At 45.0% G+C, this 16,441-nt stretch carries 15 protein-coding genes; 8 read left to right on the top strand and 7 right to left on the bottom strand.

Annotated features, from left to right (window positions below; all coding sequences use genetic code 11):
* A complete protein-coding gene (locus D464_RS0102890) occupies nucleotides 1-792 on the bottom strand; it encodes a glycoside hydrolase family 25 protein (protein ID WP_018910065.1) in 792 nt (263 codons plus the stop codon).
* Nucleotides 793-1,032: 240 nt separating this feature from the next.
* Between D464_RS0102890 and D464_RS13820 the strand changes: the two genes are divergently transcribed.
* From D464_RS13820 to D464_RS0102875, 3 genes are all read left to right on the top strand, one after another.
* Nucleotides 1,033-1,299 (top strand): hypothetical protein, encoded by a 267-nt coding sequence (locus tag D464_RS13820; RefSeq protein WP_018910064.1) that lies wholly within the window; start codon nucleotides 1,033-1,035, stop codon nucleotides 1,297-1,299.
* Nucleotides 1,300-1,506: 207 nt separating this feature from the next.
* Nucleotides 1,507-1,926, top strand: a complete 420-nt coding sequence (locus D464_RS0102880; protein WP_018910063.1) for a hypothetical protein — start codon at nucleotides 1,507-1,509, stop codon at nucleotides 1,924-1,926.
* A gap of 133 nt (nucleotides 1,927-2,059) precedes the next feature.
* On the top strand, nucleotides 2,060-2,767 hold the full coding sequence (locus D464_RS0102875; protein WP_018910062.1) for a GDSL-type esterase/lipase family protein: 708 nt from the start codon (nucleotides 2,060-2,062) through the stop codon (nucleotides 2,765-2,767).
* A 147-nt stretch (nucleotides 2,768-2,914) separates the two neighbouring features.
* On the opposite strand, the gene radA is transcribed toward D464_RS0102875, so the two are convergent.
* Nucleotides 2,915-4,315, bottom strand: a complete 1,401-nt coding sequence (gene radA, locus D464_RS0102870; protein WP_018910061.1) for a DNA repair protein RadA — start codon at nucleotides 4,313-4,315, stop codon at nucleotides 2,915-2,917.
* Between the two features lie 61 nt (nucleotides 4,316-4,376).
* Between radA and D464_RS0102865 the strand changes: the two genes are divergently transcribed.
* Nucleotides 4,377-5,288: an ABC transporter substrate-binding protein gene (locus tag D464_RS0102865; RefSeq protein WP_018910060.1), complete on the top strand. Its 912-nt coding sequence runs from the start codon at nucleotides 4,377-4,379 to the stop codon at nucleotides 5,286-5,288.
* A 37-nt stretch (nucleotides 5,289-5,325) separates the two neighbouring features.
* Nucleotides 5,326-7,506, top strand: coding sequence for a tetratricopeptide repeat protein (locus tag D464_RS0102860; protein WP_018910059.1), 2,181 nt, complete (start codon nucleotides 5,326-5,328; stop codon nucleotides 7,504-7,506).
* Nucleotides 7,507-7,886: 380 nt separating this feature from the next.
* Here the strand turns inward: D464_RS0102860 and D464_RS0102855 are convergent, their stop codons facing one another.
* On the bottom strand, nucleotides 7,887-8,435 hold the full coding sequence (locus D464_RS0102855; RefSeq protein ID WP_018910058.1) for an RsmD family RNA methyltransferase: 549 nt from the start codon (nucleotides 8,433-8,435) through the stop codon (nucleotides 7,887-7,889).
* Nucleotides 8,436-8,475: 40 nt separating this feature from the next.
* Nucleotides 8,476-9,291 carry a DUF3822 family protein gene (locus D464_RS0102850; protein ID WP_018910057.1) on the bottom strand — a complete coding sequence of 272 codons (816 nt, stop codon included), beginning with the start codon at nucleotides 9,289-9,291 and terminating at the stop codon, nucleotides 8,476-8,478.
* Nucleotides 9,292-9,519: 228 nt separating this feature from the next.
* Between D464_RS0102850 and D464_RS0102840 the strand changes: the two genes are divergently transcribed.
* Nucleotides 9,520-10,026, top strand: a complete 507-nt coding sequence (locus D464_RS0102840) for a CidA/LrgA family protein (RefSeq protein WP_004383201.1) — start codon at nucleotides 9,520-9,522, stop codon at nucleotides 10,024-10,026.
* The gene (locus tag D464_RS0102835) at nucleotides 10,023-10,772 is read left to right on the top strand and encodes an LrgB family protein (protein ID WP_004383202.1); all 750 of its coding nucleotides are present in this window, start codon (nucleotides 10,023-10,025) and stop codon (nucleotides 10,770-10,772) included. Before D464_RS0102840 ends, D464_RS0102835 begins: the two co-directional genes overlap by 4 nt.
* Nucleotides 10,773-10,873: 101 nt before the next feature.
* On the opposite strand, the gene D464_RS0102830 is transcribed toward D464_RS0102835, so the two are convergent.
* From D464_RS0102830 to D464_RS0102820, 3 genes are all read right to left on the bottom strand, one after another.
* On the bottom strand, nucleotides 10,874-11,974 hold the full coding sequence (locus tag D464_RS0102830; protein WP_018910055.1) for an Mrp/NBP35 family ATP-binding protein: 1,101 nt from the start codon (nucleotides 11,972-11,974) through the stop codon (nucleotides 10,874-10,876).
* 303 nt (nucleotides 11,975-12,277) lie between these two features.
* A complete protein-coding gene (locus D464_RS12455; RefSeq protein ID WP_024985722.1) occupies nucleotides 12,278-12,697 on the bottom strand; it encodes a hypothetical protein in 420 nt (139 codons plus the stop codon).
* Nucleotides 12,698-13,455: 758 nt separating this feature from the next.
* Nucleotides 13,456-14,997, bottom strand: a complete 1,542-nt coding sequence (locus D464_RS0102820) for a sulfatase-like hydrolase/transferase (protein ID WP_026284617.1) — start codon at nucleotides 14,995-14,997, stop codon at nucleotides 13,456-13,458.
* A 403-nt stretch (nucleotides 14,998-15,400) separates the two neighbouring features.
* On the opposite strand from D464_RS0102820, the gene D464_RS0102815 reads away from it, so the two are divergent.
* Nucleotides 15,401-16,129, top strand: a complete 729-nt coding sequence (locus tag D464_RS0102815; protein ID WP_018910052.1) for an HAD family hydrolase — start codon at nucleotides 15,401-15,403, stop codon at nucleotides 16,127-16,129.
* Nucleotides 16,130-16,441: the final 312 nt, after the last annotated feature.

Below are 16,441 nucleotides of genomic sequence, written 5' to 3'. Positions count from 1 at the left end.
TTACTTCGGCATTTTAAAGTCGTCAACACTGACTCCTTCACGTAATTGATCTATGTCTACGTGGGTCCAAATACCCTTTACTCTGCCCCTTTTACTCGATTGCCAGATATCATATTTGGCATTTCCTAAGGTTGGCGGGAGGTTATAATTGGCTATAAACAAGTGGTAATGATTGAAGTCGGGATAGAGGTGTAAGTGGTAATAAGACTCATTGGTATAGATCATCGGGGCGTGTCCTGTGCGCTCTTTAACTAATTGAATGAATCGTGATAAGTTCTTCTTTATTAGCTGACTATCCCATCCTCTTGTTCCATCATCCTCTATGTCGACCAGAAGAAGCAAGTCCTGTTGCTGTAGGTCAATGTTAGAAAGGAAGTTGTCAACCTGCCTTTCCATTGAAGTACGACGTGTGAGAAAATGATACGAACCCACTAGTAGGTTTCGTTTCTTAGTCTCTTTGAGGTTCTTCTGATAAAAGGGATCAACCACAGAGCTGCCTTCTGTAGCTTTAAGATACACGAACTTGAGTTGCGGATTCTCATCAACTAGCTCGTCCCAGTGTATCTTTCCTTGATGACGAGATAGATCCAAACCATCGAAATCTTTGGTATATTCTCCCTTTGTTAGGTCATGGTAAGGCCATTCATCACTAACAGTTACATGCTTGTGACGCCATGGTTTAAGGTCGACCATAAGGATAACAACGAGTGTAAACAGAGCCACACAGCCCCATATCCATAGTTTCCTATTATTGTTTTTACGCTTACTGCGCCTCCTTCTACGCCTTACCATGATATGAAATAATCAAGAGTACCTTCAAATTTAAGCTATTCAAACACCCCAAAGGAATGTTTGCACAAAGGTAATTAATCTTTTTGAATGCCACAAATTGTGATTAGATAGAGTTGACGAGTACACGAGTTACAAGTGGACAAGTTACTTGCTACATTGAATAGAGAGCCCCAAAGTAGGGACAGACGCCCTCGTCTGTCCGCCCCAAAATCCTTACTTCTTTGTGAAATACGCCCTCTTATGCGGACAGACGAGGGCGTCTGTCCCTACTTTGAGGTATCCTTTCTAATTGACGAAGGCACTTCCTTGATACAAGGAAACGCCTTCTTTGATGCAAAGAAACGCCCTCTTCATAGCAAGGAAACGCCCCCTTTGAATGGAGAAGAGCCTTTCCTTCTTTCTACCCCTTTGATTCTTGTAAACAAGGCACAGCCTCACAACACATCAACCAGCCTCCAACAGCCATGCAAATACCTATCCCGTGAGGCACTCCTCCTCCTTCGGTGAGGCTGATTGGGGCTTTATCTCGCCCCTTCCCATTCGAGTAACTCTATTCGTAATAAATGCTAATTATTTGGTTATCAGCAATATTTTTTGTACCTTTGCAAGCGTTAATATGGAACTAAGGTGCGGTGGTAACTCATTCTCACATAGGAACGCACCATAGAAGGTAACTCTCTTGAGCAACTTATCTAAGGTTCCGGAAAGTTTTAAATGATGAGATTTTTTAAAGTAGTAATTGTTAGTTTCTTAATGATTTTGGCTTCATCTGTTGAAGCAAATGCTCAAAGTAGCAAGTTTAACTGGGGTCCTGTAATGGACGCAATCATCCAACTTGAAAGCAAGGGGAATGCTTTAGCGGTTAATGGGTCGTATGTTGGAGTTCTTCAAATATCCCCTGTTCTGGTCAAGGAATGTAATAACATCCTTAAAAGTAGAGGCAGTTCAAAGCGTTACACACTATCTGATCGATTTAACGCAACGAAGTCTAAGGAGATGTTTGTTGTCATCCAATCCTTTCACAATCCGCTTAATAGCATTGAGAAGGGTATCCGCTTATGGAGTGGAGGTATCAAGTATGACATCAAAAAGACCCAGAAGTACCTCACAAGAGTATTGAAACTCATGCGCTAACAGGCATACAGAAGATTTAAGAAATCCCTTTTTAAAAAGTCTGGTTATCTACTCCCTTTAGGACAGATAACCAGACTTTTTCTCTTTATTCTCCATCTTTTTCCTTACTTTTGTGGGTGTTTAACATAATAAAATGACACATTCTATACAAGTAAACATAAGGCAGTTCGCTCTGTCCGCACTATTCCTTCTATCCTTAGGCAACCTCTCCGTACAAGGTCAACGTCCCGTTTATCATGGTTCAAAACACTATTCTATAAAGGTGAAAGAGTTTAAACAAGAGGGCAAACTACCCTCCAATGTTATCGTAATGTATGGTGATAGCCATTCAGAATATGGTGGCGACTGGAGCAGACACTTCCCCGGTGCAGGGAAGATTATCAATCGGGGAATCATTGGAGACGATAGTCAAGGGATGTACAACAGGCTTGACTTGGTGCTTCCTTACCATCCCAAAAAGATCTTCTTTGAGTGTGGTGCGAACGATCTAAGCCATGGCTGGACTGTTGAACGGGTCTTTCAAGGTATCACTCGTGTGTTGGCAACAATAAGGGAGCGGTCTCCAAAGACGGAGCTATACGTTCAGAGCGTCTTACCACTTAATGAGGAAGTGGGTACGTGGAAGTATCTTAAAGGGAAGGACGACCTGATTATCCAACTAAACAACAAACTGAAGGAGTATTGTGCGAGCCACGCTCTCACTTACATCGACCTCTATACGCCTCTTCTTGGTGCACACCCCAAGACGATGAAAGCTGAATATTGCCGTGACGGATTGCACTTAACCGAGAAAGGGTATGATGTTTGGGCAAAGATTATACGCCCTTATATCTATAAGTAAAGCTTTAACTGAAAGCTAATTAGGTATTATCTTTAACTTTAGAGATATTATATAATCACCTAATATACTGCATTTTGTATATAAAAAGGATATTGGCAGAAACAGTAATAACGCTTGTTTCTGCCAATATTTATATATAAGGATGGACTATCCAAACAATATCCTCAAAGCCTCTTCAACCTTCCTTACAGGGTGAAGTTGTATTGCATACTTTCCAGTAAGCCCTGACATATTATACTTCGGGATGATAATATGACTGAAGCCGAGCTTCTCTGCTTCTGCAATACGTTGTTCGATACGACTTACGGGACGTACTTCACCGCTCAAGCCAACCTCTCCGCACATACACCAACCAGCCTCGATTGGAGTGTCAACATTGGATGATAACACTGCAGCAATCACACTCAAGTCCATCGCCATATCGGTTACTCGCAGTCCACCAGCTATGTTCAAGAACACATCCTTCTGCATGAGTTTAAAGCCAACACGCTTCTCCAATACTGCAAGTAACATGTTTAAGCGACGCTGATCAAAGCCTGTTGCTGAACGTTGAGGCGTTCCGTAGGCAGCAGAAGACACCAGTGCTTGTGTCTCAACGAGGAAGGGTCGAACGCCTTCGATGGTACTTGAGATCGCAACTCCTGATAGTCCGTCATGGTCTTCAGTAAGTAGTAACTCCGAAGGATTGCTTACCTGCCGCAGACCTTGCTGTTCCATCTCATAGATACCCAGCTCTGATGTGGATCCAAAGCGGTTCTTTATGCTTCGAAGAATGCGATACATATAATGTTGATCGCCCTCAAATTGAATCACAGTATCGACTATGTGCTCTAGAATCTTCGGTCCGGCAATGCTTCCCTCCTTGTTAATATGACCGATAAGAACCACTGGTACGCCGCTAGTCTTCGCAAATCGCAATAGAGCAGAGGCGCATTCACGCACTTGAGTGACGCTTCCAGGACTGCTGTCAACGTCCTCTGTAGATATAGTCTGTATCGAATCGACCACAACGAGTTCGGGTTTTACATCCTTGATGTGCTCGAATATGTGTTCAAGAGAGGTCTCCGATAGGATGATAACATTCTCTGGTATATCCTTAGTAATGCGTTCCGCACGCATACGAATCTGATGCGGACTCTCTTCACCACTAACATATAAGATGCGTTGGGATAGGTGAAGAATGGTCTGCAAGGTTAATGTACTCTTACCGATACCAGGCTCTCCTCCTAACAAAACAATGCTCCCTGACACCAGACCACCACCTAACACACGATTCAATTCACCGTCGTGCATGTCCATACGAGGCTCATCCTTCGCAGAGACATCACGCAGTCTTTGAGGCTTATTAGCCAATCCCGACACAGCCCCGACAGCTACTCCATGACGCAAAGAGGTGGCTGCCTGACGTGCAGCATGTGTACCTGTATCGGCAGAGATACGTATCTCCTTGAACGTATTCCACTGTCCGCAATTAGGGCACTTACCTATCCACTTTGCACTTTCCTGCCCACAGTTGCTGCAGACATAAGCAATTTTATCCTTTGACATAGTGGGACAAAAGTACTAAGAATTTGCCTAGTTACAAAATTAATTATTACTTTTGCAGGACATGAAACGTACTTATTACATACTCATACTATCGATGTTCTTGATTGCTGGTTGTGGGAAGTCTGCAAAGCAACTAAAGGCTGAACAAAAGGCAAAAGAGCATGCGGAGATAGAAAGCTATCAGCGAGCTTACAAGGTTGCAGTTATGCCAACGCTCGACTGTTTACCTGCTTATCTATTGAAAGATAGCATGTTATACGATACTGCTAAAGTTGATATCCGACTGAAAGAGTACACTGCTCAGATGGATTGTGACACTGCTATGGCTGGAGGAAGCGTCCAGGCAGCCTTCAGCGATTTGGTCAGGACTGAGCGTTTGAAGCATAGACAGAAAGTGTTAATGCACTATCTAACGGACACAAACCTCAACTGGCAGCTCATAGCCGATAGGTCATCTAAACTAAAGAAACTATCCGATTTAAGTGATAAGATTATAGCCAAAACACGCTTCTCAGGCACTGACTTGTTGAGTAACAAGGTCGTAAAGAAGGCGAAACCGAAGTATCAAGTGTTCCAAGTGCAGGTCAATGACGTTCTAATTAGGCTCAAGATGTTACAGAACCATGAGATAGATGCCTACTGGTTTACCGAACCGCAGGCTACGAAAGCACTGCAAGGTGACAACAACCCTCTATTTAATTCAGCTGATGCAGGTGTACATCTAGGGGTTGTTGCGATTATGGATAAGCACCGCAGACCATCGGATGAGACAGAGTTTGCGAAGGCTTATGACAAGGCCGTCGAATTGATTAATAAGAATGGTGTTAAGTATTACGCAGCCTTGATAAAGAAGTATATGCAGGCGGATGATGCCACTATTCGTGCCTTGCCTGACATCAAATACACAAAGGTGGGACCACCTCGTAGAGCCGACCTAATAATGGCAAGGGATTTCCTTAACCATAACAAGTGAGACAGATCATAGTTAGTAACTTAAAAGAAACAGCACGGTGAACGTAGAAGAAATACTTAGTAAGACTATAAATGAGCTGATGGATAAGCGATTGGACAATGCTATTGAAGTATTAAATCAGCTCTTCTTACAACGTCCATCACTGATGGGTAGCGATGATTTTGAGGCTGTCAAGCGTGATTATCAACTGATGGTTGACTACATGGGAAGGGGACTTATCGACAGTCAACGCGCCTCGCTCTACGCCTCATTACTCCAACGTCTCTATCGTGTAACCACTAATTTGGAGATTGGTTGGCGTTGCAAGCATGTCCCTGCATATATCGATGCCTTTCGAATTAGCAACCATCTCAATACCAGCCATGACTTCATTCGCACCGTCTTAGAGTCCTTTGTCTCCGATTTGGCTATGTTATCTTTGCAGTCAGAGACCACCCCCAAAGACAAAGAAAACGAACTCTACGATCGTCATCAATTGTTCATAAACAGGCTTTTCAATGCTTTATTCACATCGTGCCAATGGACAGAAGAGGATTATCAGTTCTATTCCCAACTACTGACCTCACCTACTGTTATCTCCACTGATCAGCAACTCCTCGTCAGTGCCATCACGTTGAGTGCGATGAACCAATTCGATATCAACAAGTTCAAAACACTCACAACAGTCTATCAGCAAACTAACGATAGCCATGTTCGTCAGCGTGCGCTCGTGGGTTGGATATTATCAGTCTTTGAAGGAATGGATATATTCCCAGAACAGGACAACATCATCAAACAGCTTTGTACTGATGCTAACGTGACACGCGACCTACTCTCTTTACAAATCCAACTGTTCTATAGTCAGGACACAGAAAAGGACAACGACAAGATTCAAAGGGATATTATGCTAGGCATCATACGCAACTCTAACCTTACTGTTGGGCGTCTTGGCATTGTCGAGAAAGAGGAGGATCAACTCGAGAACATCCTCCATCAAGATGCAGAAGACAAACGCATGGAACAGATGGAGGAGCAGGTTAAGAAGATGATGGACATGCAGAAGCAAGGATCAGACATCTACTTTGGTGGGTTCCGACAGATGAAAAGCTTCCCTTTCTTCGGTGATCTGGTCAACTGGTTCACACCATTTTATATTGAAAACCCAGCTCTTCGCCCTGCCTTAAAGGCGTTAGGTGATTCGAAGTTCCTCGATGTTCTCGTGAATAAGGGGAGCCTATGTGACTCCGACAAGTACTCTCTTGTGATCGCTATGGAGCGAGTAATAAACCAGTTACCAAGTAACATTAAAGAGATGATGGGGACTGATTCTGCATTCGGTCCGCTCGGTTCCTTCGATGAGAAAGAGGATGCTGCTAACATTCGCCGAGCATACATTCAGGATCTATATCGCTTCTTTCGGCTCTACAAAACAGCCCAGGATCTCATCAACCCATTCGAAGATAACGGCAAAGGAGACTTCGTTGCCGATACCTTCTTCTTTATCTATAAGTCCTTTATGGGTACTGGACTCGATGCGATGAAGCTGCGTTTAGCATTGCACCTCTATAATCATCACCAATACAGGAAACTAATCGAATTGCTCAGTACCTTCTATAGTGACGACCCGAGATACAATATTCTTGTGGGCTACACAAACATCCATTTGGGCAGACCGGACACTGCTTACGAGTTCTTCAGTAAGGCTTTAGAGAATGATCCAACCAATGAATGGGCATTGAAAGGACTGGCTCGTGCAGCACTGGACTGCGAAGACTACAAGACAGCAGAGCAGACTTATGCTCAATTACTACGATTGGATGCCGAGAATAAAAGCTTTGCTTTGAATCGTAGTGTCGCTCTTTTGAAACTGGGGAAATCATCTGAAGTGCGAGAAGAGTTATTCCGATTGGATTATCAATACCCCGACGACATGAACGTGAAGCGCGTTTTTGCATGGGCAATGCTTATGGAGAAGAGCCTTGATAAGGCCGAACAACTCTATAACACATTATTGGAAGCATCGCCAACAACGGAGGATTACCTCAATGCGGGCTATTGTCAATGGGCAAAAGGAAATGTTCAACAGGCTGCCGAGTTGTTCCGTAATTGGATAACAAAGGGCAACAAAGATCGTGACCAGTTATTGGATGAGTTCAAGAATGATGCAGAGCTATTAGAAAAATACAACATCCAAGAGACCGACTGGCTATTGATGTTGACATTGGCAAAGCCACTTTAGGGAAAAGGTAGCCCCTCCCTGCTTCTCTGGAGAAGCCCAGCAAGCTCTCTCCAGCTCCCCCCCAATAGGGGGAGAATGCCTAACGGAAGCTAATTAGGGGATGTTGTTTGGTGTGTAACGAGGCGATGCTTCGTTAGCAGGAACAGCAGGAATGAAAACAAGGAAACGCCCTTCTTCATTTGAAGAGGGCGTTTCCTTGCAATGAAAAGGGCGTCTCTTCGATGTGAAGAAACGCCCCCTTTGTTTGCAAATAATACTATCTACTCCCCTCTCCATTCGGAGAGGGGGACGGGGGTGAGCTCCTTAAGTAGGAACAGACACCATCGTCTGTCCACCCGTTTACACTTACATGACATCCCGTTAGGCAACATCCCCCTCCTTCAAGAGGGGCTTGGGGAGGCTTTAAACAGCGTGAAATTGACGCTGCCATAGCTTCGGTGCTCCACAAAATGGGGGTGCGAAGAGAAGTCGTTGTGCTTGCCATGCTCGAAAACGAAGAGCCCATCGGGCGCAAGGAGGTCTTGCGAGAAGATGAGATCGGGAATGGTTGGCAGTTCGGGGAGGGCATAAGGAGGATCAGCAAAGATGAAATCGAACTGCTGATGACAGCTCTTTATGAATCGGAAGACGTCGCCCTTGATCAATACATGTTCATCGGCACCTATCTTCTCCATGCACTGTGAGATGAAACGAGCATGATCCCTGTCCTTTTCCACACTAACAACTTCCTTGCAGCCACGCGATAGCAATTCCAGAGAAATGCTCCCCGTACCCGCAAAGAGATCGAGTGCCACGGTCTCTTCCCAGTCCAGATAGGCATTGATGACATTAAAGATATTCTCCTTAGCAAAGTCCGTTGTGGGTCGTGCCTTGAATGTGCGAGGGATGTCAAAGTGCCTTCCCTTATATTTTCCCGTTATGATTCTCATTCGTTGTGAAGTATTGTTATTTTGTGATGTTGCTGTTTGTTCAATCCAGATAGATGGCTTTGATGTCGTAAGGAATATCCTTTCTTTCTGCCAAGACATGGTGTTGTGCGAAATCATCTGCCTGATTTACGACCTTATAGAAGCGCAAGTACTTAGCCAGTTCATCGGTGAGCAGTTTTGCTTGTGGCATATCCCCGATGAGCAAAAGTTCGTCTTGTTGCGCATCCATCCCCGTCAGTTTCCATATATATAATAGGTAATAGAGGGCATCGTGGGCGTTGACAATCTTGTAAGTATTGGCAAATCGGAACCTATTCTGCTGAAAACTAAACACTTCCATACGCTTTTCATGGAAATAAGCATATAACTTTCGGCGCACACCAGCGTATGTTCTTCGATAGAGATGCGTCCAGACAGGACACATCAAAGGCTGTATGCGAATGTCTTCGAAGTGGTCATCGATAACGAGTTTCAGGTCTTTATTTATCGAGAAAACCACCATCACGTTGAGTTCCATCAGTTGATGAGCCAAGACCTCCTCGTTTCCTTTGTGGTGAAAGGTGTGATAATAGAGCGTTTCCACATCCTGAGTCTTATACTCATCCACGGGCATGAGCATTACAGGAGAGTCCATTTGAACCAACACGCGTTTGTATCCACTCTGCAAGAGTTCTGATGTTTTGAGGGCTTCCCGTAGGTTAGCAGCCATGGAGATACCCATATTCATTTCATAAGGTTCGTATGCCAACACACCATTCTCTTGTGGGTCTCCAACCGAGAACGTCATATTACTACGACCAAATCTGACGATTAGTCGCAGCTTCTTATCCGTTATATTATTCTCAATCTCACTCATCCTGAGGTCTACATAATCATTATTAATTTACTTGCAAACTTACACAAATTATTTGATTAACGCCGTTTAGTTCTTGATAAATATCATCTATTCTCCCTTTATAGGCTTCTTTACGAACGATGGAGAGGACTGATTGGTTAAAAAAGTATAACTTTGCAGCCACTTTTCTGCACTCAAACGGATTATAAATCAGCATTAATGCTGTCACAGAAAATACATCTTTTCTAAATGGCAATACAATTCTTTGTGATCTTCGGATGCTTGGCATTGGGAGAAATTATCGTATGGGCGACTGGAATAAAGCTGCCGTCCAGTATCATCGGTATGTTATTTCTTACCTTATTCCTTAAGTTGGGATGGGTAAAACTTAGTTGGGTGGAGCACTTATCGGAGCTGCTTATCGCCAACTTGGGCTTCTTCTTCGTTCCACCTGGGGTGGCGTTGATTCTTTATTTGGACCTGATTGAGAAGGAGTGGTTCCCTATTGTGACAGCGACTATCGTCAGTACGGTGCTCGTTCTGGTGGTTACTGGACACATGCACCAGCTTGTTATCAAGTTAGAACGTCGAATGATAGCACTCGACCTGTTGCATCATCGGGCGCACAGAAGGCAGGCGGAAGAGATGAAGCAGATACTCAAAGAATATGCAGAATACACCGAGGAGGAACAGATCCTCACGACTGAAGCCTTGCAAGGAAAGGATATTATGGATGAAAAGGAGGCTAAGTTATGATTTCAATTGACCAAACCATCGATCAGACGGTGAACCTCATTCAGGACGGACGAGACATCTTCTCTAATCAATATGTCATCCTGACGCTCACCTGCGGGACGTTCTTTTTGATTAAGAGGTTACAAAAGAAGACAGGCTGGATGCTGTTAAATCCCATCCTTATAGCTATCATTCTTATCATTATATACTTAAAGGTGACGGGTGTTCCCTTTCGAGTGTATAAGCAAGACGCGCAGCTCATTGACTTCTGGCTGAAGCCTGCGGTCGTAGCCTTAGGGGTTCCACTTTATTTGCAGTTAGACGCTATCAAACGTCTTTGGTTACCCATTGTTCTGTCGCAGTTAGTGGGCTGTTTGGTTGGAATTGTGAGTGTTGTCACAGTTGCCAAACTATGTGGTGCATCGGATGTTGTCGTGTTGTCAATGGCAAGTAAGTCGGTCACAACCCCTATAGCAATGGAGGTTACGCAGAGCTTGGGAGGTATTCCTTCACTCACAGCTGCCGTTGTTGTCATCACAGGTATTATAGGAGCTTTGGTTGGATTCAAGGCTTTGGCGATAGGACATGTGCGTAGTCCGATAGCCCAGGGACTATCTATGGGCGCTGCTTCTCACGCTGTTGGCGCATCCACGGCGATGGCTTATAGCAGTAAATATGGCGCATTTGCCAGTCTTGGTATTACATTAAATGGTATCTTCACTGCGCTCTTCACCCCTTCTATCTTGCATTTCATCGGGGTTTCGTAAGGGCTGAACAAAATAAAAGAAAGTCTCACTAAGATTTCTATATACGATAGATTTCTTAGTGAGACTTTCTTTTTTTAATGCCTCAAAGGCGTTATCTCGCCTTAATTCTTCACCTCAACAATCTTCGTTGGGGCTTGTTCTTTATTCCGTCTGTTGACTACTGTCACCACAGACTGCGCCAGACTCAAGAACGCCTGACCGGTTATGGTGTCTACTTGAGAGGCTGCTGGTGTACCTTTATCGCCGTTTTCACAAATGCTCTGAACGATTGGTATCTGTGCAAGTAACGGACAGTTGAGTTCTTTCGCTAGGTTCTTACAGCCGTCCTTACCAAAGATATAATACTTATTCTGCGGTAGTTCGGCTGGAGTAAACCATGCCATGTTCTCTACCAAACCTAAGATTGGAATGTTAACCTTGTCGTTTCGGTACATATCAATGCCTTTTCTCGCGTCGGCAAGGGCTACACTTTGTGGCGTGGAAACAATCACTGCACCTGTAATTGACAGTGTTTGCATCAGTGTCAAGTGGATATCACTGGTCCCAGGAGGCGTGTCGAGGATGAAATAATCAAGCTCTCCCCAATCGGCATCAGCGATGAGTTGTTTCAAAGCAGACGTCGCCATGCCTCCTCGCCACAGCGTTGCTGTATCGGGATTAACGAAGAATCCGATGGAAAGAAGCCGCACGCCATACTTCTCAACAGGCTCTATTAGCTGTCTACCATCCTTCTCAACGCCATACGGACGGACGTCTTCTACACCGAACATCTTAGGCATACTCGGACCGAAGATATCGGTATCGAGCAATCCAACCTTATACCCCAAGCGGGCTAAAGCGATAGCGAGATTGGCAGAGACGGTGCTCTTGCCAACGCCACCCTTACCCGAACTGACGGCGATAATATTCTTCACTTGCGGCAGCAACTTGCCCACCTCTGGGCGAGGAGCACTCTTGAACTCGGTCTCGATGGTCACTTCTACGTCCTTCCCCACCGAGTAGTGAATCTGCGCCTCGGCTGCTTTAAGGGTCGACTTGAGGAACGGGTCGGTCTCACGAGGGAATATCAACGTGATCTTCACCTTGTTTCCATTAATACTCGGAGTATCTGCCAGCATCTCACTCTCTATGAGATTCTTCTTTGTCCCGGGGTAGATTACCTTCTCCAGGGCGTCTGTTATCAATTTTGGATATAGTGTCATAATCAATTAAATGTCTATTTCAAGATTCCCATTCAGGCTATTGAAAGCCTCCCCAAGCCCCTCCGAAGGAGGGGATGTTGCCTAACGGGAGCGAATTAGGGATAGCCTTTTCCAAATCTTGTTAGTGATGGATTACCGCCTAATTGGGACTCATGAGGATTGTTATTTACTTGTTCTTATATTATTGAAGACTTCATTCAAAGCCTCCCCAAGCCCCTCCAAAGGAGGGGATGTCGCCTAACGGAGTGTTAGGAAGGGATGAACAGGGGGACAGACGAGGGTGTCTGGCCCTACTCGGTGGCGTTATTTTGATAGGAAACAACTATCTAACTGATTTCCGCTAGGCACATCCCCTCCTTCGGAGGGGCTTGGGGAGGCCTCCCATTCAGCCATCGCTTTCCTCCAATCAGTCATCTCGCCAGCCTCAATCGCACGTCGTTCAGCCTCCGCCTTATCGCGTTCCTTATCTCGAGCACGCTTCGCCTTCATGTCCGCAATAGTAGCGTCATCAAGTATCTGGATGGCTCCGCGGTCGATAGCCTCATAGAGTTCGGCTTCACCGAAAGCCTTTCCCGGAACGTTGAAGTCGGATATATTAAACTCAAACAACGTCCTGAGGTCATGCCGAATGAGCTTTTGTTTGGCTCTATTACCCGCATTCTTCAGCCGAAGTAGCTTCGCTATGTCTTTTATCTCAGCGTCTGAAAACTTATTCCTACCCATTGTTACGATTACTCTTTGACTTGCGAAGATACTAAAAAGATTATGAAATCGCAAGTTTTCTGCCATGTTTAACGACAGAAAAGGGGCCTCACCCACAGCCACAACCAGCCTCACTACGTCCCTCTACAGCCTCACCCCCGTCCCCCTCTCCGAATGGAGAGGGGAGTAGATAGTATTGTTTGCAAACAAAGAGGGCGTTTCTTCACATCGAAGAGACGCCCTTTTCATGGCAAGGAAACGCCTTCTTCAAAGCGAAGGAGGCGTCTCTTTGTTTTTAGTTCTGCTATTCCAGCTAACGAGGGACAGCTTTGCAACACTGAAACTATATGATACATAGCATTTAGCAAACCCTTACTTCAAACAGAAGTAATCACAATTTTGAATTGTAAATTATGAATTTTGAATTGCACTTGGGCGTCTGCCTCTGTGGAATCCCATGTTCCTTTAGGAACTCTGTGTCGCTTCGCAGCTTCGTGCTATCCGTGTATTCCGTGTTAAAAATGTCCCAGCAAAGAACTTATTGATGCTTTTCAACAACAGAACTAATCATAATTTTGAATTATGAATTATGAATTTTGAATTGCACTTGGGAGTCTGCCTCTGTGGAATCTCGTGTTCCTTTAGGAACTCTGTGTCGCCTTGCGGCTTTGTGTCATCCGTGTATTCCGTGTTAAAAATGCCACAGCAAAGAACTTATTGATGCTTTTCAACAACAGAACTAATCATAATTTTGAATTATGAATTATGAATTTTGAATTTCAATGAGCCCTTTCCTTCCTCAATATCGTCTGCATTTTAAACACTTCCTCGGGCTGTTCAGCAGCGCAGTTGTGCGTTTCGTACTTCTCTGCCTGCATATCATAAAGCTGGGGAACAGGCGCATTGCCTGTCTCAATCTTCGGTCCCCATTGAATCATCGGACTACCATCGTTCGGTTCAATATACCGCCATCTGTGGGTGAGGACGGACAGGACATGATTGCTGGAAAGCCCAATGACATAATCGCGCCCCTGCTTATTGCGACCGAGCAAGGTAGAGAGATAATCCTTACTGTCCGGTGCGCTCCCCTTTGGAAGGGTGGCATGAATGAGCGAACCGAGCGATGAAAGGAAATCAATCTGGCTCACCAAGGCATCCGAAACCTCGCCTCCTTCCACCTGTTTAGACCATGACACGATCAGAGGAATAGCCGTCCCGCCCTCGAAAGCACTGTATTTATTCCCACGGAAAGGACCTGCCGGGCTATGACCATGCAGCAGTTCCTCGGCTCGGTCGGCATATCCATCATCCACAACGGGACCGTTGTCGCTCGTAAGAATCACTAAGGTGTTATCGTCAAGGCGCAGTTCTTTGAGCTTGCGGAGCAACTCTCCGACCGTCCAATCAAACTGTTCGATGGCGTCGCCACGCACTCCCATGATGTTATGCCCCCTGAATCGGGGATGAGGAAAGCGTGGGACGTGTACATCGTTGGTAGCGAAATACATGAAAAAAGGCTCCGTCTTGTGCTGTTCTATGAATCGCGTGGCATGCACAAGGATAGAGTCTGCGATGTTCTCATCCTTCCATAACGCCTTACCACCGCCTTTCATGTAACCGATCCGACCGATTCCATTGACGATAGACATATCATGTCCGTGGCTTGCATGCTGATTGTAAAGGAGTTCGGGATGGTCTCGTCCAGTCGGCTCACCGTCGAAGTTCTTTCGATAAGACACCTCAATCGGATGCTCGGGATCATAGTTTGCCACCTTCCCATTCTCTATGAACACACAAGGAACACGATCCGCCGTAGCCGCCATGATGTAGTGATAATCGAAACCAATGTCCCCCAACGCCTGTGGCAAGGGTGCGTTCCAATCCTGCTCACCGGTCTTATCACCCAGTCCGAGGTGCCATTTGCCGATGGCGCAAGTGGTATATCCCTGACTCTTAAACATATCTGCCATTGTAAACTGGCTCGGTTTGATAATCATCCCAGCGTTACCCGGTGCCACATCTGTCCCCTCTCGTCGCCAAGCATACTCCCCCGTGAGGAGCGAGTAACGTGAGGGCGTACTCGTGGCAGCCACAGCATGCCCATTAGTAAAGCGTATGCCCGACTGTGCCAAACGGTTGATATTCGGCGTGTGAACGTTCTTTGCCCCATAACACTCTATGTCTCCATAGCCCAAGTCATCGGCTAAGATGATGATAACATTTGGTTTGTTAAGATGTTTCCCAGCTTTTTGTGCCATAGTCGGAATGCTTGCTCCCATGGCAGAAGAGAGCAACGCCAGTGTGATAAGTCTTTGTTCCATATAGGTTTTAATTGTCTTCAACGTGTCATTAAAGGCTCCCTTATGGGAGAGTTTGTCTATCTTCTCGGATGGATTTAGGCATACAAAGAAAGTAAAAAAATATGGAGTAATCAAATAAATAAGCACTTTTTTTCTATAATAAAATATATGATTTGAAGCAAAGATGATAATATAAAAAATGTGAAAACGAGCCTTTCTGTTTGAAAAATACGGGTTTTTATACTTGAATATAAGTATAACCTCGTATCTTTGCATTGAAAGATTGAATAAGGGAGGAGGCTTCAATGAAACGGAAAGGACAATCAGTAGCATCTTAAACCTTTTACCTAATGTCTCGAGGAGATGCCTATCTCCGTCGCAGATTATTCAAGTTTACAGTATAACAACTAATAGGTTTGGGCTTATGAGACGGATTTCACTTCTGGCATTCGACGCTGATGACACCCTATGGGGCAGTCAGACGTACTTCAATTCAGTAGAACATGTGTACTGCGAGATACTTGCTTCGTATGCAGATGCGGCTGAAATCACCAAGTCATTATTGTCTACTGAATATCATAATAGGGTTCTCTTTGGTTGTGGAAGTAAGGCATTCATACTGTCCTTGGTAGAGAATGCGGTTTATGTAAGCCAAGGTAAGGTTACAGGAGACGAAATAGAACAGATTATAGGGATAGGGAAAGAGTTGCTGCGATTGCCTGGTAGACCCTTTGATAGGGTTCGGGCGACTTTGGAGCAACTGCAAGCTACGGGCTTATATCACATGGTTGTATTCACACGAGGCGAACTGCTCGATCAGGAAAAGAAGATGGATCGATCGGGATTAAGACCTTTCTTTGATGATGTCATCATCGTTTCGGACAAGACACAAGATGCTTATCACCGCTTATGCAAGCGTTATAACATCACAGCAGACCAGCTGCTGATGGTGGGTAATTCGTTTTCTGCGGACATCGAACCCGTTTTGAATTTTGGAGGATGGGGTGCCTATATTCCTATTGAGGGTTTGGAACAGGAAAACACAACCGTTGATTATGTTCATCCTAGGCTCCTGCGCTTGTCAAAGATTACGGATCTTGAACCGTACCTAAACTCTCCATCAATGCTTATTGACACCTCGAAACTCTCGTGAAAAAGCCTCACCTGAAGCCTCCCCAAGCCCCTCCGAAGGAGGGGATGTTCCAGTGGGAGCTAGTTGGGAGAGGCTCTTCTTTAATTCAAAATTCAAAGTTCATAATTCAAAATTATGATTAGGTAGAGTTGACGAGAGGACTGGTTAACAAGTAGACAGGTTATTTGCTCTGTGCAATAAAGCACCAAAAGTAGGGACAGACGCCCTCGTCTGTCCGCTCCAACATTCCACCTTACATGACAAGCAGCCTCCCCCTATGCGGACAGACGAGGGCGTCTGTCCCTACAAGTTGGCATGTTCTCTAAATAAAGG

Source organism: Prevotella veroralis DSM 19559 = JCM 6290 (genome assembly GCF_000377625.1).
GTDB classification, from domain to species: Bacteria; Bacteroidota; Bacteroidia; order Bacteroidales; family Bacteroidaceae; genus Prevotella; species Prevotella veroralis.
Note: the sequence above shows the minus strand (reverse complement) of the source record. Positions and strands in the feature narration are given on the sequence as shown.

Coding starts and splice junctions, on each gene's coding strand:
- D464_RS0102880 (WP_018910063.1), top strand. CDS start 1,507: ATGATGAGATTTTTTAAAGTAGTAATTGTTAGTTTCTTAATGATTTTG.
- D464_RS0102890 (WP_018910065.1), bottom strand. CDS start 792: ATGGTAAGGCGTAGAAGGAGGCGCAGTAAGCGTAAAAACAATAATAGG.
- D464_RS13820 (WP_018910064.1), top strand. CDS start 1,033: ATGCGGACAGACGAGGGCGTCTGTCCCTACTTTGAGGTATCCTTTCTA.
- D464_RS0102850 (WP_018910057.1), bottom strand. CDS start 9,291: ATGAGTGAGATTGAGAATAATATAACGGATAAGAAGCTGCGACTAATC.
- D464_RS0102875 (WP_018910062.1), top strand. CDS start 2,060: ATGACACATTCTATACAAGTAAACATAAGGCAGTTCGCTCTGTCCGCA.
- D464_RS12455 (WP_024985722.1), bottom strand. CDS start 12,697: ATGGGTAGGAATAAGTTTTCAGACGCTGAGATAAAAGACATAGCGAAG.
- D464_RS0102855 (WP_018910058.1), bottom strand. CDS start 8,435: ATGAGAATCATAACGGGAAAATATAAGGGAAGGCACTTTGACATCCCT.
- D464_RS0102865 (WP_018910060.1), top strand. CDS start 4,377: ATGAAACGTACTTATTACATACTCATACTATCGATGTTCTTGATTGCT.
- D464_RS0102835 (WP_004383202.1), top strand. CDS start 10,023: ATGATTTCAATTGACCAAACCATCGATCAGACGGTGAACCTCATTCAG.
- D464_RS0102815 (WP_018910052.1), top strand. CDS start 15,401: ATGAGACGGATTTCACTTCTGGCATTCGACGCTGATGACACCCTATGG.
- D464_RS0102830 (WP_018910055.1), bottom strand. CDS start 11,974: ATGACACTATATCCAAAATTGATAACAGACGCCCTGGAGAAGGTAATC.
- D464_RS0102840 (WP_004383201.1), top strand. CDS start 9,520: ATGGCAATACAATTCTTTGTGATCTTCGGATGCTTGGCATTGGGAGAA.
- radA (WP_018910061.1), bottom strand. CDS start 4,315: ATGTCAAAGGATAAAATTGCTTATGTCTGCAGCAACTGTGGGCAGGAA.
- D464_RS0102820 (WP_026284617.1), bottom strand. CDS start 14,997: ATGGAACAAAGACTTATCACACTGGCGTTGCTCTCTTCTGCCATGGGA.